General features: G+C 67.3%; 25 protein-coding genes. 14 read left to right on the top strand and 11 right to left on the bottom strand.

Going from position 1 to position 26,623, the window contains the following annotated elements; translation table 11 throughout:
• Window positions 1-92: 92 nt before the first annotated feature.
• The 3 genes from HNV26_RS29945 to HNV26_RS29935 all read right to left on the bottom strand — a co-directional run bounded on the left by HNV26_RS29945 (window position 93) and on the right by HNV26_RS29935 (window position 1,351).
• Window positions 93-554, bottom strand: a complete 462-nt coding sequence (locus HNV26_RS29945) for a hypothetical protein (protein WP_171444234.1) — start codon at window positions 552-554, stop codon at window positions 93-95.
• Between the two features lie 105 nt (window positions 555-659).
• Window positions 660-869, bottom strand: a complete 210-nt coding sequence (locus tag HNV26_RS29940) for a ribbon-helix-helix protein, CopG family (protein ID WP_171444235.1) — start codon at window positions 867-869, stop codon at window positions 660-662.
• Window positions 870-1,048: 179 nt separating this feature from the next.
• Complete coding sequence (locus HNV26_RS29935; protein ID WP_253817195.1) at window positions 1,049-1,351, bottom strand: helix-turn-helix domain-containing protein; 303 nt, start codon at window positions 1,349-1,351, stop codon at window positions 1,049-1,051.
• Between the two features lie 108 nt (window positions 1,352-1,459).
• Between HNV26_RS29935 and HNV26_RS29930 the strand changes: the two genes are divergently transcribed.
• The 4 genes from HNV26_RS29930 (at window position 1,460) to HNV26_RS29915 (ending at window position 7,466) form a co-directional block, all read left to right on the top strand.
• Window positions 1,460-2,020, top strand: coding sequence for an OB-fold protein (locus HNV26_RS29930; RefSeq protein ID WP_366817056.1), 561 nt, complete (start codon window positions 1,460-1,462; stop codon window positions 2,018-2,020).
• A 16-nt stretch (window positions 2,021-2,036) separates the two neighbouring features.
• Window positions 2,037-2,912, top strand: a complete 876-nt coding sequence (locus tag HNV26_RS29925) for a DUF2381 family protein (protein ID WP_171444238.1) — start codon at window positions 2,037-2,039, stop codon at window positions 2,910-2,912.
• Between the two features lie 31 nt (window positions 2,913-2,943).
• Complete coding sequence (locus tag HNV26_RS29920; RefSeq protein WP_171444239.1) at window positions 2,944-4,746, top strand: serine/threonine protein kinase; 1,803 nt, start codon at window positions 2,944-2,946, stop codon at window positions 4,744-4,746.
• 182 nt (window positions 4,747-4,928) lie between these two features.
• Window positions 4,929-7,466 (top strand): BsuBI/PstI family type II restriction endonuclease, encoded by a 2,538-nt coding sequence (locus HNV26_RS29915; RefSeq protein ID WP_171444240.1) that lies wholly within the window; start codon window positions 4,929-4,931, stop codon window positions 7,464-7,466.
• A 451-nt stretch (window positions 7,467-7,917) separates the two neighbouring features.
• On the opposite strand, the gene HNV26_RS29910 is transcribed toward HNV26_RS29915, so the two are convergent.
• On the bottom strand, window positions 7,918-9,156 hold the full coding sequence (locus HNV26_RS29910) for a transposase (RefSeq protein ID WP_171444241.1): 1,239 nt from the start codon (window positions 9,154-9,156) through the stop codon (window positions 7,918-7,920).
• A 617-nt stretch (window positions 9,157-9,773) separates the two neighbouring features.
• Between HNV26_RS29910 and rpmH the strand changes: the two genes are divergently transcribed.
• The 8 genes from rpmH to HNV26_RS29870 all read left to right on the top strand — a co-directional run bounded on the left by rpmH (window position 9,774) and on the right by HNV26_RS29870 (window position 15,547).
• A complete protein-coding gene (rpmH, locus tag HNV26_RS29905) occupies window positions 9,774-9,926 on the top strand; it encodes a 50S ribosomal protein L34 (protein ID WP_002637840.1) in 153 nt (50 codons plus the stop codon).
• Window positions 9,927-9,938: 12 nt separating this feature from the next.
• Window positions 9,939-10,358 carry a ribonuclease P protein component gene (gene rnpA, locus HNV26_RS29900; RefSeq protein WP_171444242.1) on the top strand — a complete coding sequence of 140 codons (420 nt, stop codon included), beginning with the start codon at window positions 9,939-9,941 and terminating at the stop codon, window positions 10,356-10,358.
• On the top strand, window positions 10,355-10,573 hold the full coding sequence (gene yidD / locus HNV26_RS29895; RefSeq protein WP_171444243.1) for a membrane protein insertion efficiency factor YidD: 219 nt from the start codon (window positions 10,355-10,357) through the stop codon (window positions 10,571-10,573). The genes rnpA and yidD overlap by 4 nt, the downstream gene beginning before the upstream one ends.
• A 49-nt stretch (window positions 10,574-10,622) precedes the next feature.
• Window positions 10,623-12,434, top strand: coding sequence for a membrane protein insertase YidC (yidC, locus tag HNV26_RS29890; RefSeq protein ID WP_171444244.1), 1,812 nt, complete (start codon window positions 10,623-10,625; stop codon window positions 12,432-12,434).
• Window positions 12,431-13,210: a KH domain-containing protein gene (locus HNV26_RS29885; protein ID WP_171444245.1), complete on the top strand. Its 780-nt coding sequence runs from the start codon at window positions 12,431-12,433 to the stop codon at window positions 13,208-13,210. The genes yidC and HNV26_RS29885 overlap by 4 nt, the downstream gene beginning before the upstream one ends.
• Before the next feature lie 48 nt (window positions 13,211-13,258).
• Entirely contained in the window at window positions 13,259-13,486 is a 228-nt protein-coding gene (locus HNV26_RS29880) for a hypothetical protein (protein WP_011557409.1), read from the top strand.
• A 50-nt stretch (window positions 13,487-13,536) separates the two neighbouring features.
• On the top strand, window positions 13,537-14,865 hold the full coding sequence (gene mnmE, locus HNV26_RS29875; RefSeq protein ID WP_171444246.1) for a tRNA uridine-5-carboxymethylaminomethyl(34) synthesis GTPase MnmE: 1,329 nt from the start codon (window positions 13,537-13,539) through the stop codon (window positions 14,863-14,865).
• Between the two features lie 76 nt (window positions 14,866-14,941).
• Complete coding sequence (locus tag HNV26_RS29870) at window positions 14,942-15,547, top strand: Uma2 family endonuclease (RefSeq protein ID WP_171444247.1); 606 nt, start codon at window positions 14,942-14,944, stop codon at window positions 15,545-15,547.
• 60 nt (window positions 15,548-15,607) lie between these two features.
• Here HNV26_RS29870 and HNV26_RS29865 read toward each other — a convergent pair whose 3' ends face one another.
• The 4 genes from HNV26_RS29865 to HNV26_RS29850 form a co-directional block, all read right to left on the bottom strand.
• The gene (locus tag HNV26_RS29865) at window positions 15,608-15,994 is read right to left on the bottom strand and encodes a DoxX family protein (protein WP_011557406.1); all 387 of its coding nucleotides are present in this window, start codon (window positions 15,992-15,994) and stop codon (window positions 15,608-15,610) included.
• Between the two features lie 17 nt (window positions 15,995-16,011).
• Entirely contained in the window at window positions 16,012-16,452 is a 441-nt protein-coding gene (locus HNV26_RS29860) for an SRPBCC family protein (RefSeq protein WP_171444248.1), read from the bottom strand.
• The gene (locus HNV26_RS29855; RefSeq protein WP_011557403.1) at window positions 16,449-16,775 is read right to left on the bottom strand and encodes an ArsR/SmtB family transcription factor; all 327 of its coding nucleotides are present in this window, start codon (window positions 16,773-16,775) and stop codon (window positions 16,449-16,451) included. Before HNV26_RS29855 ends, HNV26_RS29860 begins: the two co-directional genes overlap by 4 nt.
• A 162-nt stretch (window positions 16,776-16,937) precedes the next feature.
• Window positions 16,938-18,179, bottom strand: coding sequence for a GspE/PulE/PilB domain-containing protein (locus HNV26_RS29850; RefSeq protein WP_171444249.1), 1,242 nt, complete (start codon window positions 18,177-18,179; stop codon window positions 16,938-16,940).
• A gap of 293 nt (window positions 18,180-18,472) precedes the next feature.
• Between HNV26_RS29850 and HNV26_RS29845 the strand changes: the two genes are divergently transcribed.
• Window positions 18,473-19,066 (top strand): cysteine dioxygenase, encoded by a 594-nt coding sequence (locus tag HNV26_RS29845; RefSeq protein ID WP_171444250.1) that lies wholly within the window; start codon window positions 18,473-18,475, stop codon window positions 19,064-19,066.
• An 85-nt stretch (window positions 19,067-19,151) separates the two neighbouring features.
• Here the strand turns inward: HNV26_RS29845 and sppA are convergent, their stop codons facing one another.
• The gene (gene sppA, locus HNV26_RS29840) at window positions 19,152-20,942 is read right to left on the bottom strand and encodes a signal peptide peptidase SppA (RefSeq protein WP_171444251.1); all 1,791 of its coding nucleotides are present in this window, start codon (window positions 20,940-20,942) and stop codon (window positions 19,152-19,154) included.
• 297 nt (window positions 20,943-21,239) lie between these two features.
• Between sppA and HNV26_RS29835 the strand changes: the two genes are divergently transcribed.
• Window positions 21,240-24,071, top strand: coding sequence for a M16 family metallopeptidase (locus HNV26_RS29835; RefSeq protein WP_216612850.1), 2,832 nt, complete (start codon window positions 21,240-21,242; stop codon window positions 24,069-24,071).
• Window positions 24,072-24,142: 71 nt separating this feature from the next.
• Here HNV26_RS29835 and HNV26_RS29830 read toward each other — a convergent pair whose 3' ends face one another.
• Both HNV26_RS29830 and HNV26_RS29825 read right to left on the bottom strand, forming a co-directional pair.
• Complete coding sequence (locus HNV26_RS29830) at window positions 24,143-24,922, bottom strand: alpha/beta fold hydrolase (protein ID WP_171444253.1); 780 nt, start codon at window positions 24,920-24,922, stop codon at window positions 24,143-24,145.
• Between the two features lie 73 nt (window positions 24,923-24,995).
• Entirely contained in the window at window positions 24,996-26,246 is a 1,251-nt protein-coding gene (locus HNV26_RS29825; protein WP_171444254.1) for a multidrug effflux MFS transporter, read from the bottom strand.
• Window positions 26,247-26,623 lie beyond the last annotated feature (377 nt).

The raw sequence follows: 26,623 nt of genomic DNA, 5'->3' as shown, positions 1-26,623 counted from the left end.
CACCATCCGCTTCACCATCTCCGCCTTGAATGCATCCGTGTACGACACAGCTACCTGCCTGTACTCGCCCCCGGGGTGGTCAGCTCGGCCGGTCAGCCGAGGCGACAACTTCCCTGACACAGGGGGGTTGCGAACGGGCGAACTGGTGCCGGGGAATACACCCGGTAGGACTGAGTGAATGCGAAGAGGAAGACGAAGGAGAAGAGGACGATCCCACCAAGGATGATGAGTAATCCCCTCGCGATCATCATCCGGATTTTGTCCGGATGAACGCGTAGGCCTGGACGTTCACGAATGGAAAGTGAGCCGGAACTCTGGCGAAGAAGACTCTCGATGTCCTCCTCTTCAGGCTGGTCGGCATCTTCAACCGACTGTTCGCCGGGTGATGCCTTCTCTTGAGCACTTTCAGGCTGGTCGGCATCTTCAACCGACTGTTCGCCGGGTGATGCCTTCTCTTGAGCACTTTCAGGCTGGTCGGCATCTTCAACCGACTGCTTATCGGGCGATGCCTTCTCTTGATCGCTGGTTGTACCCGTTGTTTTCCTTGTCCCCAAGGCTCCCTCCCAGGCCCTTCAGTTGGTCTGAGAGGGAGGTTATACCGGGAATGACGGCTCAAGCTGCTCAGATTAGCAAGCTCAGAGCTTGACGTTACGTCAGTACTACTTCAGCAGTTGACGAAGCGGCTTGCCTTCGCGCTCGAGGTAGACCGCCCCACCCTTTCTGACCTCGTCGTGCAGAAGACCTTCAGTAAGGACGGCCGCCTTGATGACCTCAGTCATTGTCGTGCCTCGCTCCTTCGCAAGCTTCTCGACAACCTGAAGCACGGGCTCTGGCAGATTCAGGGACACCTTCCTGCTGGTCGCATTCATACCGACTCCTCCCGACTCCTCATTGCTTCATTCTTCCGGTATGGATGATAACCATACGGGATCTATACCGCAAGCTGACGTCCTATAGGGGAGAGGCGCTGCTGCTCGGTCGCTTGCCGACCGCAGCGGGAAGAGCGCTGCCTGCGGGAATTCGGTCCTAAGTCCGCATGCTTGGCCGTTCAGTTCTGCTTCTGTAGTTTTTCCTCTTTAGCGGGCTTGAAGAGCCGTACCACGTCAACGTCGAAGCCCGCGCAGAGGCGCGCTAGGGACGTGAACGTGACGTTTGCTTCCTCGCCCTCCACGCGTTGGTAGAGCCGCGTCGTCATGCTGCAGCGGTGGGCCGCTTCTTCTTGCGTCCAACCCTGCTGCTCACGAAGGCGCCTCACGGCAGCAGCTAGACGCCGCAGCAGGTCACGGTACGCGTCCGTTTCGTACTGCTCCGCCCGTTCAGGCCGGCGTTTTCTGGTGGCCCGGGGACCCATCTTGCGGCCGGACCGTATGAGCGTCTACAAGGCGGTAGCCACGTCCCTAAAGACGTGTCTCTAGCGTCGTAGTAGCGCTTGGTTTCCTCAGTCGATGCGAGGCCGCGAATGGGTCTGGTGAAGTGTGGGCAGTGCGGCAGTGAGGAGGCGCCCAATGCGAGGGCGTGTTCTCGATGCGGGGCGCAGGTTTCCAAGCCAGGCGTGTCGATGAAGCAGATTCTGCTCATCGTCTTCGGGGGGCTCGGCATGTGCTGCTTCGGTACGTGTGCCCTCGGCGCCCTAGGGGCTGCTACGGGCAAGCCTGGAGGCAATCGGCCAGCGGCAGCGTCTACCCCAAGCGCGGAGGTGACCGCGAGGTGGGTGGACATGACTACGCTCTTGTCCGAGTACCGCGACAACGAGGTACGCGCTGACTCCAACTTCAAGGGGCAGTTTGTCCAGACGGCAGGAGTCGTCGACGACGTGAAGAAGGACCTCTTCGGCTCCATCTACGTCACTCTTGGGACGGGGCGGCAGTTCGAGATTCCGCAGGTGCAGTGCTTCTTTGACGAGTCGCAGTCGAAGAAGGCGGCCACCCTTACCAAGGGCTCGCGCGTCACTGTCCGTGGTCGCGTCGAAGGCTTGATGATGAACGTGCTGATGCGGCGCTGCGAGTTCATCGGGCTCTAACCACGTGCTCGGTTCCTTGAACCAGTTGCCGATTCTGCTGTTGCTGCTGGCAGGCGCCGCGGTCGCCCAGTCTCAGCCTGGCGGCGAGCGCAAGCTGCGGCAGCGGACCATCTCATTACCTGCAGCAGGTGAGGACGTGACGGTACGAATCGCGCGAGGAACGCTCACCACCCTCACCTTCGATTCGAACCTCGGCATGAAGGGCGTGCAGCTCGGAGGCCGTGAGTCGCACTTCGAGCGAGTTGATGAGAACGAGAGGTTGGTCTCCTTCAAGCCGAAGGTCGACCTGGTGCCTGGGGAGCGGCTGCTGCTCACCGTGCGCTTTGCAGATGGCGCTGCTCCGTCAGAAGTCACGTTCGAGCTCATCGCTGCCGAAGGGGAAGCAGATGCATCCGTAGAGGTGGTCCGACGTACGCGTTCCGTTGAGGCACTCCAGGTGGAATTGCGCGAGCTGCGCGCAAAATATGCGGCGCTGCGAGACAGCAGTGGCGACGGGGGCCCGGAGGGAATGGTCCTTTCCGGTTGGCTCACTCAGGACATTCGGGTCCGGCGATTTGACGCTCGCGTTCCACCCGACAATTCGAGCGGACTCAAGGTTGAGGATGGCGTGGGCTACCGCACCGGCAAGTGGGCGCTGGTTGCTGTTCGACTTCGCAGCCAATTAGGCACGCGCCGCTGGACGCTGGGGGAAGTGAAGCTGTCGTCCGTCCGCGGAGCCCCTGTGAAGGTGCTTTCGGTGCGCATGGACAGGCCGCAATTGGCGCCTGGTGAGGAAGGGCTCCTCCTCGTGCGCACCGAGGCCCCCTGGTGGGAACTGGGCGAGGAACTACGTCTCGAGCTGAAGGACAAGGAGGGCAGCGGCCCGCTGCCCTTGAGCGGAGTGGTTTTCTGACCGCGCCGCAGGCGGCGCAGGGGCATTGACCATGGCGACGGTTCCTATTCACCCTGACCAACTCGTGGCCGGAAGCCGCGTTGGCCCGTGGCGTGTCGTAGAGCCCTTGGGAGCCGGCGGTTTCGGCCGCGTCTTCAAGGTGGAGCGCGAAGAGCAACCAGGGCGGACTTACACGCTGAAGGTCGCGCTACGACCTTCCAGCGCCCATGTTCCGGAAGAGGAGAACGTGGAGGAGCGGATGTCCCGCGAGGTGGCCATTCACATGGCCTACAACACGGGGCTGAAGGTTCATGCTGTCGACCACTGGCCCATCCTCAGTGGCTTCCTCTACTTCGTCACGGACTACGTCGAGGGAGAGACGTTCCACGAGTGGCGCTGGCGCACCGAGCCTTCTACTGCGCGGCTGCTCACCGTCTTCACGGAGGTAGTGCGTCAAGTCAGCGCTCTTCACCAGCGTGGGGTGTGTCACCGCGACTTGAAGAGCGACAACATCCTCATTCGCGCAGAGGACGAACTGCCGCTCGTCTTCGACTATGGAGTGGCCCGACTGCCGGGCATGGCGACGTTGACGGTGGGGGTGCCTCCAACCGCGCCGTACCTGCTCCCTCCCGAGTGCGTGACCTTCTTGGGGAAGGAAACCTGGAAGCAGGGCGCCCACTTCGACCCCGGTGTCCCTGGGGACCTCTACGCGCTCGGGATGCTGCTCTTCGAGGCGCTCACCGATGGCTACGCCTTTCATCCGAAGCTGCCGTACGACTTGCTGGTGGTGGCCATCGCAACACGGGTGCCGGCCGCTCCGCACATGCTCAACCCGAAGGTGCCGCGCGTGTTGAGCGACATCACCATGCGTCTGCTGGAGAAACGTCCCGAGGCACGCTACCCCAGCGCAGAGGCGCTGCTCCAAGCCCTCTGGGCTGCTGCCAAGGAGCGAAAGCAGCCCGAGTGGCAAGTATCCCTGGCCCTGCCTCCGCCGGAGGAGCAATCCGACGAGCGCGAAACGGAGGAGGAAACACCCGGGAGCCCTACTCCGGTCGCGCACCCTCATGTCGCCGACGAATCGCCCGCGGTCGAAGGCGTGGAACGGGCAGTAGAGGAGGATGAACTGGAGCTGGCGGAGGTGGAGACGTCCACAGCCCCAGTGCTGGAGGGGGTTGACGATGTTTCCTCGAAAGCTCCCGTCCTCGCACGGTGGCGTTTTGTGCTGTGGTCCTTGTGCTCCCTGCTGGTGCTTTCTCTGGCTCTATGGCTGGGGGTAAGCACACTTGCGACTACATCGGATAAAGGAAGCCCGCCCGTGCCCACCTCCACCCCCGAAGCCCCTCTGACTGCGCTGCGCTCTGGCCCCTCCAAGTTCCTGACAGCCACTCTCTGCGCTGTTGCAGGACTGGCTTGCCCCGCAGCTCAGGTGCGGCCTGAGCCTGCTGAGTGCCCCGAGGAGGCCCGTGAAGCCATGTTCCGCACCCTGGGGGTGGACACCACGAAGGGGCTCAAGGCGGTCATCGACGTCAACCAGCCTGGCGATCAGAGCCAGCTCGGTACGTACGGGAACGGAAGCGTGATCGGCCGAATAACAGGCTACTCCTGGGCGGACCCAGCACTGCCGGATGGAACGTTGCTGTACGGACGGCTCTGGACAGGCCTCGTTGATGAGTACGGTCGCCCAGCGGCTATGGCCCGCTACTCCGAGGCGAAGTTGCCGGATGGGCGTACCTTCCCTGTGTGCATCGTCGCTGGCAACCCAGATGGTCGCGTCAGGACGCAGCCAGGTTCCAACGCGGATACCGCCATGCTTCCGCGCGAATTGCCTGCGAGCGCCGTGAAGCGATGGCCCTAATTCGCCAGACTCATCTCCAGCGAAGCAGGTGATCCACAGGCCTACGGGGCTATGCGGGCACGTAGCCCTATGTTACAGGGGTGAACGCCTGAGTAGTTCGGTCAAAATGTGGACCAGCATGGGTCTTGGTACAACATATGCCTACACTTGCCTACGCAACGCAGGAGTTGGCCGTGCGCACCATGTCCTCAATGAAGCTGCTGGACGCCTTCGAGGTGCCGGGTCTTGAGCCCGTTGCTCTCGTGGCGGAAGTAGAGCGGCTCCGCGTTGAGGCCAACCAATCATTGAACCCAGCGCACCGCGCGGCACTGGGCCAGTTCATGACTCCTGCGCCCATTGCCCGGCGCATGGCGGCTTTCTTCAAGGCATATCGCCCTCACCTTCGTCTGTTGGACGCAGGAGCGGGCGTAGGCTCCCTTACTGCTGCCTGGGTCGCTGAGATGCTCTCTCGGCCCAAGAGGCCCAAGTCACTCTCTGTCACCGCCTATGAGGTAGACCCAACCCTGGTGAAGTCACTGCGGCACACGATGGAACTCTGCCGTCGTGCGTGTGAGCGGTACGGCATGGGGTTCGAGAGCGTCGTGCACTCCGAGGACTTCATTGAAGCTGGTGTCTCCTTCCTGGACGCGGGGCTGTTTGCCCGGGCGCGCCCCGAATTCGACTGCGCCATCCTCAACCCGCCCTATAGGAAGATTAACACCGGCTCGAGGGAGCGCCTTCTGCTCGAGTCCATCGGTGCAGGCACCAGCAACCTCTACACTGGTTTTCTCTCGGTAGTGGTGAGACTGCTGGTCCACGGCGGGGAGATGGTTGCCATCACCCCACGCAGCTTCTGCAACGGCCCCTACTTCAGGCCCTTCCGGGCGGACTTTCTCTCTGCCATGGCGCTCCAGGAACTGCACGTCTTCGATTCACGCAAGGCCGCGTTCTCTGGGGATGACGTCCTCCAAGAGAACGTCATCATTCACGCGGTGAAGGGACCTCAGTGCCCACGCGTGACCGTGTCGTCGAGCTCCGGTGCAATGGAGGGAGATGCGACACGCCGCCAAGTACCGTTCCATCAGGTAGTGCGCTCGGAAGACTCCGAGCAGTTCATCCGGCTGGCCACGGACGAACTGGATGACCACGTGGCTGCTCGCCTTGCCGCGCTGACTCACTCGCTCTCCGACCTGGGGCTGACGATTTCCACGGGGCGAGTGGTCGACTTCCGGGTGCGCGAGTACCTGCGGCCGACCGCGGGCCCATCCACCGTGCCGCTCATATGGCCAGGCCATCTCTCCGGTGGCTTTGTCGCTTGGCCGCGGGACTTCAAGAAGCCCAACGCACTGGTGGTAGCTGAGGAAACAGCAGCAGTCATGGTCCCGGCGGGCACCTATGTGCTCGTGAAGCGCTTCTCTTCCAAGGAGGAAAAACGTCGGGTGGTGGCTGCGGTGTTCGACACCGCCCACGTCCCCTGCGAGCGCGTTGGCTTCGAGAACCACCTCAACTACTTCCACCAGGAAGGTTGCGGGTTGCCCGACGTACTGGCACGTGGGCTGGCGGCCTTTCTCAATTCAACGCTGCTGGATGCCTACTTCCGGCAGCTTAGCGGTCATACCCAGGTAAATGCAGGAGACTTGCGCAACCTCAAGTATCCTAGCCGCCAGCAGCTCGAGGCCGTGGGGCGGCTCATCACCGACTCCTTCCCCGCTCAGGAGAACCTCGACGCTCTGCTTGAGAAGGAGCTATTTGCTATGGCGGACGTAGCGGGCCCCAACCCACTCCTGGCAATGCAGAAAATTCAGCAGGCAATGGGCATCCTCAAGGATCTTGGCATGCCCAAGACGCAGACCAACGAGCGGTCTGCATTGACGCTCTTGGCCCTGTTGGATTTGGGCCCCAACACACCATGGAATGAAGCGTCTTCTCCCATGATGGGCATCAGCCCGATGCTCGACTTCATGAGTAAGCGCTACGGCAAACAGTACGCCCCCAACACGCGGGAGAGCGTGCGGCGCTCCACCATCCACCAGTTTAAGGACGCTGGGCTGGTGGCCATCAATCCTGATGACCCTACGCGTGCCACCAACAGCGACAAGACCGTCTATCAAGTCCTGCCACCAGTCTTGGAGTTGGTCCGTACGTTTGGAACTCAAGAATGGACAGAGAGCCTGCGCGACTACCTGTCCATGGCGGGCACTCTACGGGAGAAGTACGCCCAAGCGCGTTCCATGAACCAGCTCGCAGTGACACTTCCGGATGGAGACGTACTCAAGCTCTCGCCAGGTGGACAGAACAAGCTGGTCAAGCACATCGTGGAGCAGTTCTGCCCAAGGTACACGCCTGGGGGGCGGGTGCTGTACGTCGGGGATACCCAGAAGAAGCACGCAGTCTACGACAAGGAACGTCTTGCCACGCTCGGAGTAAAGTTGAGCGACCATGGGAAGATGCCTGATGTAGTGGCCCTTCACGAAAAGAAGGGTTGGCTCCTCTTGATTGAAGCCGTCACCTCTCACGGTCCAGTCGACCCGAAACGTCGTCTTGAGTTGAGAGACCTCTTCAAGGACTCCAGTGCTGGCCTCATCTACGTCACGGCCTTCGAGAACCGGAAGGTCTTGAAGAAGTACCTCACCGAGATTTCGTACGAGACGGAGGTGTGGACTGCCGATGAACCGGACCACCTCATTCACTTCAACGGCGAGCGCTTCCTCGGACCGTACCCCGAGAAGGCTGTAGGCTGAGCCTGACGAGGCTCCGGCCAGCTTTCTCTCCTCTCGTGCTCTCCCGGTGGCCCTGACAGGCGCGCGCTGCCCATCCGGTGCGCGACTCCTGTCGCGAGGTGCCTCCTCAGGGAAAAAACGGAGCCACCTCTCAGGGGTGGAGGACTCAGACGCCGAGTTCTTCCACTCCTGCACCAGCCCAGTACCCTTCGTGAAACGCGCGCGCCCGGGAGGGTACACATGTCCCTGAACAAGCTGATGGAGAGGCCATGTCCAAAGTGCGGAAGGGCCATGCTCCCGTGGCAGAAGCTCGGCAAGTCGTGCGCGAACTGCGCCAAGTGGTGGCACAGGCCGTCCCGCGACGCACCTCTCCCGCCCAGGCCAATTGAGGATCGTCTGGTGAAGCTCCCAGAGGACAGGAACGCTCCGCGCGACTTTTCTGGGCGACGAAGGCCCTACTGACGGCACAGCCTCATGGGCCACCGTCCATTGTGCGAAGTAGGTGTCGGCCGATGCCTTCCAGGAGCCGGTAGTAGAGGTACGTCGGAATGGGCCCGAACGCGCGGAAGGTGGCGGCAACCCGCTCCACCTGCGCTCGCGGCCCGTGGACCAACTGCGCGAGGAACCCGTAGGCGAGGAAGACGAGCTGCGCCATCCTCTGCACCCCCGTCCACGTCAGTGCCCTCAAATCTTCCAGGTCGAAGCCCTGCTTCATGAAGCGGTGGGCTTCTTCGACTCCCCATCGCTCAAGGTACAGGTCGACCACCCGGGCAGCATCCTCCGCGGTACGAACATCCTCCGTCGTGAGGATGGCCAAGGGCTCCTCGCCAAGCTGTGCGCTGCTCGCGAACACCACGGAGTAGCGCGTCTCCCCTCCTGTTCCGCTGACGTTGCCACCAGGCTTGTAGCGCTGGACGAAGACGTCCTGCACCCAGCCGAGTTGCACGTCGACTGACGAAGAGCGTCCCTGCTTACGAGTGCGGTGACGATGGGTGCGTGGACACGCCAGCATCAGCGCGTGCGGGGGGAGATTGCCGAGGGGCGTGAAGAGGGTCCGCTTGCCTCCGAGTTTGAGGCGCACGGAGTACCGAAGGCCGAACTCGTCGAAGCGCTTGAAGAAGTTGTGGCCATCGAAGCCCGAGTCGAAGACCCAGTGGGCGTCCTGCGGCACGTGAGGCGCCACGCGCCCCACGGCGGCGAAGATGGCGGAGTTGTGACTCGTGTACTCGGGTGAGGTGCTCGAGAAAAGCCGGGTCAGCAACGGCAAGCGGCGGCCGCGTGTCCCGACGGCTTCGATGGAGATGACGCTATAGCCGTAGCCGAGCTCGCCCTTGCTGCCGTCATGGACGCCGGCCAGGTACGGCATCTTCTTCGCCCGCGGCTTGGAGATGTCGGTGGTGTCCACGGCGATGGTGGGGCGTGGGAAGCGCTCGTCTCGGAGGATGGGCGCCGCCAGTGCCAGGTAGTCCGCCTCCACCGCAGCGTCGTCGTACCGCTTCGAGGAGAGCCCTCGCGAGAGGCGCTTCTCCGTGTGGATCAGACGGCGCGGCTCGTTCAGGGCGCGCCCGATTTGGGACAGGAGGGTGCTCCGGCTCTCCAGGAGGCCGAAAAGGGCGTCCCGCAGGAAGCGGCGGTTGGGCTTGTGTAGCCGCCCACCCACAGCCTCCACGTACGCCTCGAAGCGCTCGGCAATGGACTTCTCCCGAGGCACACCTCTCCCGGCACTGGACGGGCCGGTCGGTGGTGCCTACTCTGCGCTCGTCCCCACAAGGATGGGCGCGGCCGACCGGCCTCGTTCCAGTTGTTTCGGGGGTGCAGGCTGTTGGCGCAGCCGGCACCCCCACTCTTTTTTCCAGTGGCCCTCGGTCAGGGCCGACTCCCCCTCAGTTTCGCGTCCCTGCTGGTCGCCTCCTTGGCTGCTGGCCCTCTTTCCGCGTCATTCGGGAATCTCGCCCCAACGGCGAGCGGCCTGGGTGCCAAGCTGGGGACGAGGCCGGAAGCCGCAATGGCCGGTGTTGATCAGTCGCCGCATGGTGGACACCACGGCCTCGGAAAAAAGCGCCCAGTAAACAGACACTTGCAACGCATCCGATTAAACTCAGCCCGCCGCGCGTTGGGCGGGGGGCCGAAAAGCCGCCTGTGCCACCCAGACCTTCACCATCCCACGTAGGCCGGGAAGTCCTCGAAACGGGGGCGGATTATGGGTAAGGTCGAGTGATCCAACGTTGACTTACCCTGGAAATGGGGGTACGGACCCGCCCCTTTCCCTAGTTCAGGTCGCGCCGGAGCGGTAGGAGGCGCCGCCGTCATCACCAAGGAGTAAGAGCCGTGTCCAAGCGCACGTACCAGCCGTCGAAGGTCCGCCGCAATCGCGCCCACGGGTTCCGCAAGCGGAACGCCACGAAGGGCGGCCGGGATGTCCTCAAGCGCCGTCGTGCGAAGGGCCGCAAGCGGCTCGTCGTGTCCGCTCCCAAGAAGTAAGCGAGTTCGCGTGTGAGGGCCGAGGGTGCGACGCCGGACGAGTCCCGTCCGGCAGACCAGCGCTTCCCCAAGGCCCTGCGCCTGCTTCAACGGCGCGAGTTCCTCGAGGTCCAGGAAGGCGGGCAGAAAGTCCCATCGGACTGCCTCCTGGCCCTCGTGAAGCGCAATGGCCGGCCGTACTCGCGTGTTGGCCTCACCGTGTCGAGCAAGGTAGGCAACGCCGTCGTCCGAGCGCGCTTGAGGCGCGTCCTGCGGGAGCTTTTTCGTAAGCGCCGCATGCAATGGCCATCAGGCCTGGACGTCGTCCTGGTGGCACGCTCCTCCGCGAAGGATGCTTCCTTTCCGGTGTTGTCGCGTGCCTTTGACGGTGTCACCCGTAAGCTGCAGCGGTTGCCCCGCGCGGAGACGAAGCCGAAGGAGCCGCCCAGATGAGCCCGCTGGCCTTCTTCATCTCGCTGCCCATCCGCTTCTACCGGAAGTTCCTCGGACCGCTGCTCCCCAAGGTGTGCCGGTTCCATCCCTCGTGTTCCACGTACGCCATGGAGGCGCTGGAGAAGCACGGCGGCCTCAAGGGGTCGTGGCTCACTCTCTGGCGGCTCATGCGCTGCCAGCCCTTCCACCCCGGCGGTATCGACCCGGTGCCGTGACGAGGGGTTCCACCCATTGCCGCCCTCTCCCTCGTGGAGGGGGGAGTCTATGAACGATCCGCTCTCGCCCCAGTCGAACGATTCGCAGAAGCGACTGCTGGCGGCCCTGGCCCTCTCGTTCGCGGCCACTGCCGTCTACACCTTCTTCTTCGCGCCCACGCCGCCTCCGCCCGGTTCGGAAATCCCCGACGCGGGCGTGGTGGCCACGGCGCCCGCCGATGCCGGCACCCCCCCGGCCGTCCAGCCTCCCGAAGGCGGCACCGGGACGGGCGCCACCGCGGAGGCCCCGCCGGCTCCGGTGCGCAAGGTGGAGCTGCAGCGCGACGAGGCCGCCTACGCCTTCTCCTCCGAGGGCGCCGGCCTCACCGCCGCCGTGCTCAAGGGCGCGAAGATGCGGGAGCAGCAGGAGCTCACCGTCACCCAGGGCTTCCAGAAGCTGTTCGGCAAGGAGATCCCCCCCGCGCCGCAGATGGACCTGGCGCGCCCCACCCCGGGACAGCCGCTGCCGCTGGCCGTGTCCATCACCGGCGCCAGCCCGCTGCCCGCGGACCTGAACTACGCCCTGGATGAAGGCGCCCCTGGCAACGCGGACGGCGTCACCTTCACCGGCCGCCGCGGCCCGTGGGAGGTCGTGAAGACGCTCAAGTGGCCGATGGACGGCTTTGAGCTGAGCTACACGCTCCAGGTGCGCAACACCTCCGGCCAGCCGCAGAGCGGCGAGCTGCAGGTGCACCACAACCGCGCCATCGACCCCAACTTCGAGCACGCGCCGTCCTTCTTCGGCGGCGTGGGCAACCTGAGCCGCTCCGCCTGCTGGGTGGGTGACAAGCTCCAGAAGATGAGCCCGGGCGACGACCACCCGGACGCCGAGGACACCCGCGGCCAGATTCAGTTCTTCGGCATCGACCAGCAGTACTTCCTGTCCGCGCTCTACCCGCTGGAGGGGCCGCGCGCCGGCTCGTGCGCCTTCGAGGCCACGCCCACCCTGCGCAAGGTGACGGCGTCCTTCCCGATTACGGCCGCGCCGGGCGAGACGGTGACGCTGCGCTTCGGCGGCTACTTCGGCCCCAAGGAGACGGACCTGCTGGCCCAGGTGCCCGGCGCCTCGCTGCGCGCGTCCACCGGCCTGACGGACGCGACGTTCCACCCGCCGCTGGCGGAGACGGTGGACTTCGGCATCTGGGCCGTCATCTGCAAGGTCCTGCTGTGGGTCATGAAGTTCTTCTACGGCGTCACCGGCAACTGGGGCGTGGCCATCATCCTGCTCACGGTGGTGGTGAAGCTCGTCCTGCTGCCCCTCACCTACCGCTCCATGGTCAGCATGGAAGAGGTGAAGAAGCTCCAGCCGCGCATGGAGGAGATCCGCAAGAAGCACGCGGACAACCGCGAGCAGCAGAACCTCGAAATCATGAAGCTGTACCAGGAGGCCAAGGTGAACCCGCTGGGCGGGTGTCTCCCCCTCCTCATCCAGATGCCGGTGTGGATTGCCCTGTTCACCGCGCTGCGCAACAGCTTCGACATCTACGGCGAGCCCTTCATCGGGCCCATCTGGCGTGACCTGACCTACAAGGACCCCACGTACCTGTTGCCGCTGGCGCTGGGCGTGTCCATGGTCATCACCCAGAAGATGCAGCCGCAGATGATGGATGCGACCCAGGCGAAGATCATGACCTGGTTCCTGCCCATCATCTTCACGCTGACGCTGCTCCAGTACCCGGCCGGCCTGTCGCTCTACATCTTCACGAACAACATCCTCTCCATCGCGCAGCAGTACGGCCTGCGGAAGTGGCTGGACCGGAACAAGCCCCAGACGGGCGGTGGGACGCCGGCGGTGGCCGGTGCGGGAGGCAGGCGCAAGTGAGCGAGCAGGTTCCCCAGCAGACGCCGTCCACCCCGGCCTCCGGCGATTCGTCCGGAGAGTTCCGGGGCCGTGTGGAGAAGCTCCTCGGGGACATCCTCGGGCTGATGGGCTTCCCGGCGCGGCTGGACATGAAGGACGCCGCCGACGGCAGCCTGTCGGTGGCGCTCCACTTCGAGCCCGCACCGCCTCCCGGCGTGGAGGTGGGACGGCGCAGTCAGGTGGTGGACTCGCTCCAGTTCCTGTTGAACAAGATGCTGCATCGCCCCGGCGCCGACCGGCGCTGGGTGATGCTGGGTGCGGGTGTGCACCCGGAGCCCCGGCCGCGCCGTGAGCCCCAGGCCGCGGCGGCTCAAGCCGCGGCTCCGGCCGCGCCCGCCCCCGCCGCGCCCCGTGCCGCGGCGGCCCAGGCGCCGGCGCCTGCTCCGGCGAAGGGAGGCCAGCGGGGTGCGCAGGCGCCCGCCGCCAAGGCCGCTCCCGCCAGCAAGGGCGAGGGGGATGAGCGCTCGGTGACGGTGGAAGAAGATGCCGCGCTGAAGGCGGCCGTCAGACAGCTCGCGGAGAAGTCGGGCGGCCTGGGCCGCTTCTACGCGATTGCCGCCATGAAGCTTGAAGACCGCGCGCGCGTCCTCACGTCAGTAGAAGGAGTGGGTGGCGTGAAGGTGTCGGCGGAGGGCGAAGGCCGGAACCGCCGCGTGGTGTTCACTCCGGACAAGCCCGCCCCGCTTCCCAAGCGGAGCATGCTGCCGGACGACGACGAGGACGACTTCGACGCGTGAGCCGCTGGGCGCGCCGCGCGCGCCGGGGCTCCCGAAGCGAGACGAGGGATGGGCAAGGCGAAAGCTCTCAAGGACAAGCTGTACGGCGCGGCGGTGCTCAAGATGAGCTTCCGCCTTCGCGGGGACGAGGAGTCCCCCGCGTTCCGCTTCGTCTACCCGGGCGTCCTACGGGACCTGGAGCTCGAGGACGAGGCGGTGGAGCGGTACATCGAGGAGAACCGCGAGGCCGTGGAGAAGGCCGCTCGCGGCTCCACGCCTCCCATTGGGACTCGCTGAAAGCAGCGGGGCCCGCGCTGTTCAGGCTGGATGCGCTCCAGCGGCCGCGTATGACGTCTTCTTCCATGACCATCGCGGCCCTGGCGACCGCACCTGCCGCGGGCGCCGTGGGCATCCTCCGGCTGTCGGGCCCCGAGGCCCTGGATGTGGGCCGGCTGCTGGCCCCGGGTGTGCCCGCGCAGCCCACGCCGCGCCATGCGTACCTCGCGTCCTTCGTGGATGCGGAGGGCCGCTCGCTCGATGAGGGCCTGTTCCTCTACTTCCGCGGGCCCCAGTCCTTCACGGGCGAGGACGTGGTGGAGCTTCAGGCCCACGGCAGTCCGCGGCTCTTGCGGCTGCTCCTGACGCGGGCGCTGGAGGACGCGCGCGTGCGCCACGCCGCGCCCGGTGAGTTCACCCGCCGGGCCTTCCTCAACGGGCGGTTGGACCTGACGCGCGCGGAGGCGGTGGCGGACCTGGTGGCAGCGGACTCGGAGGCCGCGGTGCGCGCCGCGGCGGCGGGGCTCTCCGGCGCGCTCGCCTCGCGCGTGCAGGCGCTGGAGGAGCCGCTGCGCGCGCTGCATGCGGACATGGAGGGCGTGCTCAGCTTCCCTGACGAGGCGGAAGGCGCGGACGAGGACGTGGGCGGGCGCGTCACCGCGCTGCGTGCCCAGGCGGAGGCGCTGCTGGCCGAGGCGGGCCGGGGCCGGCTGGTGCGCAGGGGGGCTCGCGTGGCGCTGTTCGGTCCCGTCAACGCGGGCAAGTCCACGCTGTTCAACCGGCTGGTGGGCGAGGCCCGCGCGCTGGTGGATGACGAGCCTGGCACCACGCGGGATGCCTTGGAGGCCCGGGTTGAGTGGGACGGGCTGGCGGTGACGCTCTTCGACACCGCGGGGCTTCGGGAGACGCCGGGACGTGTCGAGGCGCTGGGCATCGCGCGCACGCGGGAGTTGCTCGCGGGCGTGGACCTGGCGGTGCTCGTGCTTCCGCCGGGTGTCACACAGGCGGAGGTGGAGGCGTGGACGCGTGACGTGGGGGGCACGCCCGTGCTGGTGGTGGACGGGAAGTGTGATGTGGCCGAGGCATCCAACTCGCCGCGCCAGCGTGTGAGTGGCCTCACGGGTGAAGGTGTGGACGCGCTTCGCGACGACATGCTCGGGCGGCTGTGGGGCGGTGGCACGCCCTCGGCGGTGGCCCTGGTTTCCGAGCGTCACGCCGATGCCTTGCGTCGCGCGTCCGAGGCGCTGGGCCGCGCGGAGAGCGCCTCGCGCGTGTCCACCCTGGAAGTCGTCTCCGGTGAAGTGGGGCTCGCGCTGGAGGCGCTCGGCGAAGTGTCCGGTACCGTCGTTTCGGAGGCCCTGCTGGACGCAATCTTCCAGCGCTTCTGCATCGGGAAATGACGCCTTCCGTCGAGCGGAGGACGTGTCAGACGGCTCCATAGAATGCCCGCCTCAACCGGTGATTCTCGGAGGCGCTGTGATTGAAGGCATCATCCCCCTGGCGAACCATTCGATGCTCTCGGCCCTGCCCTCGGGCTGGGTGGGGGAGATTCTGGACGAGGAGCTGGTCGCCTCGCCTCGTCCCACGGCCGCGCAGACGCGCGCGGCCTTCATGTTGGGCGTGGAGCTGGGTGAGCAGCTCGACAAGCGCCGTGGCGGCAGTGGCCGCTGGTGCTTCCTGCGCGCGCCCGAGCTGCACCTCGGTCACGACATGCTCGTGCCGGACATGGCCGGCTGGCGCCGCGAGCGCGTGGACGTCCCCTTCGGGCCGGACGTCCCCTTCCTCACGCTGGTGCCGGACTGGGTCTGCGAGGTGCTGACGCCCTCCACCGCCGCGTTGGACCGCGCGCGCAAGCTGCCGCTCTACGCGCGCGCGGGCGTGTCACACGTGTGGCTGGTGGACCCCGCCGCGCGCACGCTGGAGGTGTACCAGCGCGTCAAGCGGGGCTGGCTGCTGACGGGGAGCTACGAGGATGACGCGCTGGTCCGGGCCGACCCCTTCCCGTCCTCGACGCTGGAGCTGGGCTCGCTGTGGCTGCCCGAGGGCGCCGAGAAGCCGTCGCTGCTGGTGGCTGTTCCGTGACGCGCGTTGGCGCCCGCGCCGAGCTCACGGGCGATGCCGCGGGCATCGTCCGTCATCGCGTCACGCGGCGGCTGCCACCACCGGCTTGAGGACGTAGCGGCCGTACGTCACGAAGGCAAGCAGCACACCCATCACGAGCGACCAGAGCATCGGGTTCTCGGGCGTCAGCTTCGTCGAATGACGCGCGTACAGCACGGCGAGCGCGAACGTCTCGAACGTGAGCACCGCGGCCGCGTGCGCGGTGAGGCTGGGCATCCACTTGAACGCCGCCGGGATGATGAGCAGCACGCCACCGGCCATCTCAAGGAAGCCGAGCGCCCGCCATGCCCCGAGGGGGACCTCGCTGAACTGGCTCGCGAGCTGCTGGAAAGAGAATGCCTTGTACGACCCGCCTGCGAGAAACAGCAGCGCGAGGACGGCCTGAAGAATCCAGAAGACGATGTTCATGGGTGGGGGCTCGGTGTTCAGGCCTTGAGGGCCGGGTTGTCGGATGCCTTCTCGAGTGCCTTGGCGAGCTTTCCGTGCATCATCTTCCAGCCGTACTCGGCGCCGTGGAACGCCTGGTCCTCCTTGAAGCCGGAGTGCTCGAAGAGCACGCGCGTCCCATCGCCATCGGCTTCGAGCCGGTAGCGGACGCGGGTATCCAGCCAGCCCTCGCCAACGACCCACGTGAACTCGAGCTCGGACGGAGGCGCGCACCGGAGCACCTCGCAGTGCACGATGAGTCCATCGAACTTGGCGCGAGGGTCCGGAGGCACGCGGAAGGTGAAGCGATGCCCGACGCGCGGCTCGAAGTCGTTCGGGTACATCCAGTCAGCGAGCGCCTCGCTGTTCGCGAGCGCGCGCCACACGACGGCGGGCGACTGGGTGAACTTCAGCTCCCGTCGGATTGTCTTTGTCGTCATTGCTGCTTGTCGCCTTTCTCAAGGTGCCGCCGCAGGCGGGCGAAGTTGTCGTCCCAGAACCGCTCGTAGTGGGCGATCCAGTCGCGCACCGGCTCCAGCCGCTCCGGCACGAGGCGGTACCGCCGTTCCCTGCCGTGCCGTTGCTCGGTGACGAGGCCCGCATCGAGCAGCACGCGCAGGTGCTGTGACACCGCCGGGCGGCTCATCTCGAAGTTCTCGGCGATTGAATTCACCGGGCGGTCGCCATCGACCAGCAGGTCGAGCATGCGGCGCCGCGCCGGATGGCTGATCGCTCCGAACACCCCTGGCTCGGTGTGCATCATCGTGAACCGATAATGCGTAAGGAAATGCTTACATGTCAAGCGGCTGAATGTCGTGGCCCGGCTCTTCAGCGCGCAGGTGTGCCGTCTCGATGAGCGATTAGAGGAGCGCCGCTCCCTCGGCGCCGCGCTCCGACTTGCTGCCGTCGTGGTTCTTCCGGACCTTCAGCTGGCGCGCTTGAGGTCCGCGTCACCAGCGGGGCGCGCCAGCCGGCGCACCGCGCGCAGGAGGAGATCCGGATCCACCGGAGCGGCGAGGAAGCCGCGGGCCCCCACCGCCTGGGCGCGAGGCAGGTCCTGTTCCGGCATCTTGCCGGCGACCAGGACCTGTGCGTGGACCTGACGCGGCAGCGCCTCCATCGCCGGCAGCGGCGCTACCACGACCTGGGCCGCGTTCGCCGCGAGCAGCTCCTCCGTGCTAGCGACCCGAACCCGCAGGCCCGCCTCGGACATCACGCGCACCAGCCCGGTGGTGGCCTCCTCACCCCAGCCGTACACCAGGACCTGAGCCATGGGCTCCGGCTGCGCGGCCGTGAGCACGGGCAACGCCGTGGGGACGGGGTTCCGCGCTCCGGTCGTGCGCTGCATGGCGCGCGCGGAGAACGGCGCCTTCGCGGCTCCAGGCCGCGAGACATGCGCCAGGTGCAAGCCCTCCGTCGTGGCAGGCGTCGCGGCCTGTTCGGAGCGGTCTGCGTCCAGGGGCAGCGGCCGCGCGCCAGCGGCCAGCGGCTCGGGCATGGCGCGGATGGCCTGCACCAGCCGCCGCATCTCCGCAGGCACCGCCTGCGCCTGGACGACCACCTCCTCCAGCGAGCTCAGCAGCGGCAGCCCATCCTCACCGCCAGGAGCCTCCATGTTCGTCAGCTCCGCCATGCTGCCGCCGAGCACCATGGGCATGCTCTCCTCCGCCTCGGGCAGCGAGAAGCTCTCCATGCCGGGACGACGGGGCACCGCCTCACCGGTTTCACCCCGGTAGAGCCGCCCGATGGCCCGGCGGATGGCCGCGTCCGACGCCAGCTTCGCCACCACGCGCGGCTTGCCGGACACGCTCTTCACCGCGTCCAGGGACGCCAGACTGGCGGGGGCGGCGATGGCCACCACCAACACCGAGTCCCGGCCCCCCTGCCCTTCCAGCTTCAGCGGCACCACCCGGTGTGCCTCCGCCACGCGCTCCGGAATCAGCCAGGTCAGGCTCGCGTCCGGCGGCTGGACGTCCAGGTCCACCGTCTGCATCCCCGCCTGGAAGGCCAGGGCCTCCAACACCTGCTGCGCGGTGCTGAAGCGCTGGTCCACCACCACCTGCCCCAACGGCACGCCCCACTTGCGCTGGTACGCCAGCGCCGAGTGGAGCTGCAACGCGTCCACCACACCCCGCTCCAGCAGGATGTCACCCAGTCGCTTCTTCATCTCGTCCCCCTCACGCCTTCCGCCCTGGCCGCCAGCCCCCTGGGGCAGCCCGGGTCCGGGAAGCTCACAATGTCTTCTACGCGTCCATTCGCCGGGGAGCTTCCCGGCAGGCGACAGACGCTTCCGTCGCCGCGCCACTTGCAAGGCGGGGACCGAGCCCTGCTCCCCTCGCCGAGGCGGGCGTCTGGCACGCGATGGTCGACCTGTCCTCGGGTGCGCTGCGACGCGCCGAGCAGTCCTCCGCTCGACAAGCCGGAGAGCACCGGGTCGGAGCGTTGCCTAGCTTCACTCCCATGAGCGCCATGTGCCTGGGCGAATGGGTGGAGCTCCTTCGGGAGAAGGCGGGCGGGATGCCGGGCCGGGAGGGCGTGGGAGAAGGCCTGGCGGGCCTGGTGCTGGAGCCGGCCAGCCTCCAGCCCTACCTGCACTTCCGGCGAGGGCGCTACACACGCAACCTCATCTACCGGGATGCCAGCTTGGAGGTGCTGTTGAACTGCTGGGACGCGGGCACCTCCTCCCCCATCCACGACCATGACGGGCAGGAGTGCTGGTTCAGCGTCCAGTCCGGGGCCTTCGTGCTGGAGAACTACACGCTGGAAGCGGGGGGCCTGGGGCCGGGGCCGGCCCGGCTGGGGCCTCCCGTCAGGGTAGGCCCCATGGGCGCGGGCTTCGTCGACTTCCGCTGCCCGGAGGCCCCCATCCACCGCGTCGCCGCGACGGGAAGCCCCGCCGTCTCACTGCACGTCTACGCGGGGCCGGTGGACCGGTGCCTCGTCTTCGACACGCGGAGGCAGCGCTGTGTCTCCCGGGAGCTGCGCTACCACTCCGCGTTCGGCCGCCCGCTGGCCCAATTGCCGGAAGCGCCGGCGCCCTCGGTCCCACTTTGAGCTGCCCAGGGTCCTGACGCCGCGAGCCGCGCGGCGTGGCACCGAAGCGTCCCGGTGCCACGCGTCCGCGTCCTGGGAGGACGCGCTACCAGCTCGCCTCGGGGAGAGGGGCGTAGAGCTCGCCGCGCGTGCCCTCGAAGAGGCCCATGCGCGCGCCCACGGCGTACACCTGGCGCACGCCGGCCACCAGGGTGGTCCAGGGGGACAGGACGCTGATGGAGGTGGCGTCGTCCTCGCTGTTGTCACCCGTCTGGCCCAGCAGCTCGGAGAGGAGCGCGGACGCGGGCTTCTTGCGCGGGTACACCTCCACGTTGACGCGGGCGTCGGCCGGCAGCTTCGCGGCCTCCTTCGCCAGCTCGAGCGCCTTCGGGTAGCCGCCCAGCGCATCCACCAGCCCGTGCGCCAGGGCGTCCTCGCCCGTCCACACGCGGCCCTTGGCCAGCGACTGCAGCTTCTCCAGCGGGAGCTTCCGGCTGGCCGCCGCGCGCGTCGTGAAGTCCGCGTAGATGCGGTCCAGCGACGCGTCCAGGCGGGCCTGCTGCTCCGGCGTGTAGTCCGCGTCCGAGCCGAACATCTCCGCGTTCTTCCCCGCGGCCACGCTGTCGAAGTTCACCCCCAGCTTCTCCCAGAAGCCCGCCGTGACGAACTTGCCCGCGTACACGCCGATGCTGCCGGTGAGCGTGCCCGGATGCGCGACGATGCGGTCCGCCTCCATGGCGACGAAGTAGCCACCGCTGGCGGCGTAGCTGCCCATGGTGACGATGACGGGCTTGCCCGCCTCCTTCGCGCGCTGCACCTCGCGGCGGACGGTGTCGCTGGCCACGTAGCTGCCGCCCGGGCTGTCCACGCGGAAGACAATGGCCTTCACGCGTGAGTCCTCGGTGGCCTTGCGCAGCGCCGCGGCGACGCTCTCCGCGCCCATGGACTGTCCGCCCGACAGCGGGTTGGACTGGTTCTTCCCGCGCATCACCTCGCCCACGCCGTACACCAGGGCAATGGTATTCCCGGACGCGCTCGGCCTGCCGGCGCGCTCCAGGTACTTCTTCACATAGAGGAAGCGCGCGCCCTCGCCGGCCTGCTCCTTCAGCCCGCCGAGCACCTCGTCCCGGTAGCGCAGGCCCGTCACCAGCTTCGCCTCCACCGCCTCCTGGGCCATCAGCGGCGCCTTGTCGACGAGGCCGCGCACGACGTCCTCCGCCAGCCCACGGTCCTCGGCGATGCCGCGCACAATCTGGCCGAAGAGGCTGTTGGTGAAGCCCTCGGTGGCCTCGCGGTGCGGCGCCGTGAAGTCCTGCTCCGTATAGGAGTTGATGGCGTTCTTGTACTCGTAGCGGGCGAAGTAGCGCGGCGTCACGCCCAGCCTGGTGAAGGCCTCGCGCGCGAAGGGCAACTCGAAGGCGAGCCCGTTGATGTTCACGTCGCCCGACGGCTGGATGTAGATTTCGTCGAAGGCGGACGCCAGGTAGTAGCCCAGCGTGCTGTTGCCCAGCTCGCCGAAGGTGTCGGAGTACGCCACCGCCTTCTTGCCCTTGGCGCGGAAGGCCTTCACCGCGTCGCGCAGCTCCTGCGTGGCGGCCGGCGTCCCCGGATGGCCGATGCGCACCAGCAGGGACTTCACGCGCGCGTCGTCTCCGGCCTTCTCCAGCGCCTCCACCACGTCACGCACCGTGGTGGGCTCCTCGCCAAAGGCCCCCACCAGCGAGTCCCCTCCCCCGTGCTCCGACAGCGGGTCTTCCAGGTCCAGCTCGAGCACGAGGTTGGAGGGCACCCCGGGCTTGCTCGCGGACGCGAGCAGCATCAGGCCCACGAGGCCCACCACGAAGAGGACAGACAGCGCGCCCACGAAGGCCAGCGCGCCGATGAAGAATCGTTTCATCCGAAGGGACTCCTGATGCCCGGGAGAGACAGGGTATGGCCCTGGCAAGGGGTGCTTACTACTAACGCGCGCGGGCGACGATGCTTGCGCGTCCCGTGCTTTCCCTGCGTGACGGTCCGCTCGCGGCCGGGCCGGGGATGGCCACCACAGGCCCTCGCCGAGCAGCGGAGGGGGCACGGCGGGCCGCGGCTGTCACGTCGGCGACGCCGGGTTGCTCGGAGTGCCACCGTTCGGGATGGGCTGGGGGACATCTCGGGTTAGAAGCCGGTGCACTCCCAGACGACCCGCGAGGACCGCATGAAGCGTCGTACCCCGCTCTCCCTGGTGGCGGCCCTGTTGATGGTGGCCGGCACTCCAGTGTGGGCCCAGACTCCCGCCGCCGCCAACAAGGCCCCCGCCACCCAGACCGTTGTCACGAAGAGCAAGGCGAAGGGCCGCGCGCTCGCCCCCGTGACGAGCGTGGAAGGCATCTCCGAGTACCGCCTGCCCAACGGGCTGAAGGTGCTCCTCTTCCCCGACCCCACCAAGCCCACGGTGACGGTCAACGTGACGTACTTCGTGGGCAGCAAGCACGAAGGCTACGGCGAGACGGGCATGGCCCATCTGCTGGAGCACCTGATGTTCAAGGGCACGCCCACCACGCGCAACGTGCCCCAGGCGCTCACCGAGCGCGGCGCCCGGCCCAACGGCACCACCTGGCTGGACCGCACCAACTACTACGAGACGCTGCCGGCCTCCGACGCCAACCTCCGCTGGGCCCTGTCCTTCGAAGCCGACCGCATGGTCAACAGCTTCATCGCGAAGAAGGACCTCGACAGCGAGATGACCGTCGTCCGCAACGAGTTCGAGTCCGGTGAGAACGACCCGCGCGGCATCCTCTTCGAGCGCGTGATGAGCGCCGCGTACATCTGGCACAGCTACGGCAAGTCCACCATCGGCGCGCGCTCCGACTTGGAGAACGTCCCCATCGACCGGCTCCAGGCCTTCTATCGGAAGTACTACCGGCCGGATAACGCCATGCTGGTGGTGGCGGGCCGCTTCGACGAGGCCAAGGCCCTGTCGATGATTCAGGACACCTTCGGCAAGCTGAAGAAGCCCAGCCTGCCCCTGCCCGCCACGTACACCGCGGAGCCCACGCAGGACGGCGAGCGCGAGGTGCAGCTGCGCCGCGTGGGCGACACCGCGCTGCTCACCAGCCTGTACCACGTGCCCGAAGGCGCGCACCCCGACTTCGCGGCCATCGACGTGCTGACGCTGGTCATGGGCAACAACCCCTCCGGGCGCCTCTACAAGTCGATGGTGGAGACGAAGAAGGCCTCGCGCGTGAGCGCGTCGAACCTCCAGCTTCGCGACCCGGGCATCATCGTCTTCAGCGCGGAGATGCGTGACGACCAACCGGTGGCGGCGGCCCGCGAGGCGCTGCTGAAGACGGTGGAGGACGCGTCCCGCACCCCGTTCACCGAGGAAGAGGTCAACCGGGCCAAGGCCACGTTGTCCAAGTACATCGACCTCACCATCAACAACTCCGAGCGCGTCGCCATCAACCTGTCGGAGTGGGAGGCCACCGGTGACTGGCGCCTGCTCTTCCTGCACCGCGACCGCATCGAGGCCGTGACGCCCGAGGACGTGACGCGCGTGGCGGCTGCCTACCTCAAATCCTCCAACCGGACGCTGGGCACCTTCATCCCGACGCCGAAGCCGGACCGCGCGGAGCTGCCGGCGCCAGTGGACGTGGCGAACATGATGGAGGGCTTCAAGGGCCGTGACGCCGTGGCGCAGGGCGAGGCGTTCGACCCTTCACCGGCCAACATCGAGTCGCGCGTGCAGCGCGGTGAGCTGCCGGGCGGCGTGAAGTACGCGGTGCTGCCGAAGAAGACGCGCGGCAACATGGTGAACGTGTCCCTCGCCCTGCGCTGGGGCACCGAGGAGTCCCTGCGCGGCAAGTCGGACGCGGCGCAGTACGCCGGACGCATGCTGATGCGCGGCACGAAGCAGCGCACGCGGCAGCAGCTCCAGGACGCGTTCGACAAGTTGAAGGCGCGCGTGGGCGTGGATGGCGGCAGCACCGGCGCCTCCGTCTCCATCGAGTGCCCGCGGGACAGCCTGCCGGAAGTCCTCAAGCTGGTGGCCGAGGTGCTGCGCGAGCCCGCCTTCGACGAGAAGGAGTTCGCCCTGCTGAAGCAGGAGCGGCTGGCGTCGCTGGAGTCCGAGCGCAGTGAGCCGCAGACGCTGGGAAACATCGCCTTCTGGCGTTCGCTGTCGGGCCACTACCCGAAGGGCCACCCCTACTACGTGGCCACGCTGGACGAGCGCATCGCCGGGGTGAAGGACACCACGCTGGAGCAGGCGCGTGCCTTCCACAAGGCCTTCTACGGCGCGTCGAATGGCGAGCTGGCCGTGGTGGGTGACTTCGAGTCCAAGGACATCGTGGCGCTCGCCGGCACCCTGCTGGGCGACTGGAAGAGCCCCGCGCCGTACCAGCGCGTGCCGCAGGTGCTCGGCGGCGGTGCGTCCGCGTCCGTCGCGCTGGAGACGCCGGACAAGGCCAACGCGTACTACATGGCGGGCCAGTCGTTGAAGCTTCGCAAGGACGACAAGGATTGGCCGGCGCTGGTGCTGGGCAACTTCGTGTTGGGCGGCGGCTTCCTCAACTCGCGGCTGGCCACGCGCATCCGTCAGCAGGACGGCCTCTCCTACGGCGTGGCCAGCAGCCTGGACGCGAGCGACGTCGACGAGGTGGGCACCTTCTTCACGTACGCCATCTACGCCCCGGAGAACGCGGCCCGGCTGGAGACGGCGATGCGTGAAGAGGTGACTCGCGCGGTGCAGAAGGGCTACTCGGCGGAGGAGCTGCAGAAGGCGCGCACGGGCATCCTGGAGTACCGGCAGTCGGCGCGGGCGCAGGACGGCAGCCTCGCGCGGCAGCTCGCCAGCTACCTGTTCCTGGGCCGCACGCTGGCCTTCGATGCGGCGCTGGAGCAGAAGCTGACCCAGCTCAAGCCGGAGGACGTGCGCAAGGCCATGGAGCGTCACCTGGACTGGACGAAGGTGACGCAGGTGCGCGCGGGAGACTTCGCCACCGCGCAGAAGAAGGCCGCGCCTGCCGCGAAGGTCCCGGCCGCGCCGTGACGCCGTAGTCCGTCACCCCTGTGAGGGAATCAAGCCCCGCGGTGCCCCTGTGGCGCCGCGGGGCTTTTGATTTACTGGGGCGTCAGTGTGGCGAGGAACGCATCCAGCGCGGCGTTGAAGCGCTCCGGTGCATCCATCATCAGCCAATGGCTGACACCTGAGAAAACGGTGTGCGGCGTGCCCGGGTACAGGAGGTGGTAGGCATTGGGCTGGATGAAGGCATCCACGACGAGCGTGTGGAGGGGGCCCTTGTAGCGTTCCAGCACACGGTCTGAATTGAACGTGAGCATGCTCTCCAGCGCGCCGACCACCACCTCGCGCGGCGTGGCATGCAGCCAGCGCATCACTGACTCGTGCGTGTGTGGCTTCGCGTTCTGGAGGATGGGCGTGAACCAGGCGTCCATGAAGGCGCGGTAGGACTCGGGACGTGTGCCTTCGTGGAAGCCTTGGAGCTGTTCGGGCGGAAGCGGTGGCATGGTCCCCGCGGCATCCACGATGACGAGCCCGGCGAGCCGTTCAGGCCAGCCACGGGCGTACTCCGCCGCGACGTAGCCGCCGAAGCTGTGGCCCACCAGGACGAAGCGCTCCAGGTCCAGGGCCGTGGCCACCGCGTGGATGTCATGGGCCATGTCTTCGGCGCCGTAGCGGCCCTGGGCGTCGAGCCCCGAGTCGCCCATGCCACGCAGGTCGAAGGACACGGAGCGCTGCTTCAAATGTGCCTGCTGCGCGGCCCATTGTTCACGCCGCGAAGCGTTGCTGTGGACGAAGACGACGGGGAGGCCACCATTGCCAGTGTCGGTGACTGCGAGCTGGCCTGCGGGTCCCTGGACGGTGCGCGAGGTGGAAGTCATGGCGTGGAGGACGATGACACGATTCGCGGCCCGTGCGCTTGGGCACCCTCCCCTGCCCTTGCGCGTGCCGGGCTCAGGCCGCGCCCCGCCGTGACGCCACGGCGCCGCCCAACTCCCCTGCCTCCTGCTGGCGCGTGCGCACCCGGAGCCCGAAGAACGCGGCGAGCCACGCAAGCAATGCCATGGCGGTCATGACTCCGGCCATGGGCATCGCGGTGCCATTGTTGAACGTGCTCACGGCCCACGACGCGCCGGCCGCAGCGGTGAACTGGAGCGCGCCCAGCGCGGCCGACGCCATGCCCGCGCGCGTGGCATGCCGCTCCAGCGCAATCGCAGCCGCGTTGGGTCCCACCAGGCCCATGGCCGACACGAAGAAGAACAGCGTGACGGCGATACCCCACAGGCCCATGAAGCCGGTCCACGCCACCGCCAGCACGGCCACCGCCGCGACGACGCACAGGCTCAATGCCAGACGCAGCAGCCGGTGCAGCGGCAGGTGTGTCACCAGCTTGCGGTTGAGCTGCGCCACCGCAATCAACCCCATCGCATTGACGCCGAAGAACCAGCCGAAGTGCTCCTCCGGAATGCCATACAGCGAGATGAACACGAACGGCGAGCCCGCGATGTACGCGAACATGCCCGCCTGCGCGAAGCCTCCGGCCAGTGCGGGGCCCACGAAGTCCGGGTCCTTCAGCAATGCGCCCATCCGGGAGCGCATCGACTGCGAACCGACGTGGGGCGGCGCCGTCTCCGGCAGCGACTTCAGCACGAAGGCCAGCGCCACCGCGCCCACCCCCGCCAGCACCACGAAGATGGCCCGCCATCCCGAGTACTGGAGCACCATTCCGCCCAGCAGCGGCGCGAGGATGGGCGCCACGCCCATGACCAGCATCAGCCGTGACATCGTCCGCGCGGCGTTGGCGCCGGACCACAAGTCGCGCACCACGGCGCGTGGAACGACCAATGCCACCGAGCCACCGAGCGCCTGCACGAAGCGCATGGCCACCAGCATGGACGCCGACGGCGCCAGCGCGCAGCCGAGCGAGCCCAGCACGTACAGCGCCAGGCCCGCGTAGAGCGGACGCGTGCGCCCGAAGCGGTCGATGAGCGGGCCCGTGAAGAGCTGGCCCAGCGCCAAGCCCGCGAAGCACGACGCGAGCGTGAGCTGGATGGCGGGCGCGGTGGATTGCAGGTCCTCCGCGATGCGCGGCAGCGCCGGCAGATACATGTCGATGGAGAGCGGCGCGAACGCGGTCAGCGTCCCCAGCAGCAGCTCGAGGCCGAGTGTGCCCTTCTGAGTGGACTGGGTCGAAGGCGTGGTCATGGACTCCCTGGGCCGAGGGCCGAACCCCGGCGAATAACCGGCTCCCCGCCTCCGCACCGTGAATGTGCCGCGCGCCCAGAAGTACGGTTGCTGGAAGGGAACGCCATGGCTGTACACACCACCGGCGAGCAGCCTCGTGGGCCGCCACTGGCATGTCAGACCCCCGGGTTATTCCTTTTCCCGTCGCGCACACGAAGGTGTCGGGCCCTGGCGGCCCGAGCTTGATTTCGCCACTGCGCCCTCACCGCACGGAGCGAGTCCACCCACCCGTGTACGCGACACCCGATTCCCCCGCGCGCGGCGGAGATGTGACGTCGCGCGCGGGGGAAAAGCGCGGTGCCAGGGCCATGGGGGCCAGGGGCCGCGCCAGCGTGGGG

The organism is Myxococcus xanthus (genome assembly GCF_013116825.1).
GTDB lineage: Bacteria > Myxococcota > Myxococcia > Myxococcales > Myxococcaceae > Myxococcus > Myxococcus xanthus_B.
The sequence above is the reverse complement of the archived record's forward strand: the minus strand, read 5'-3'. Positions and strand labels throughout refer to the sequence as shown.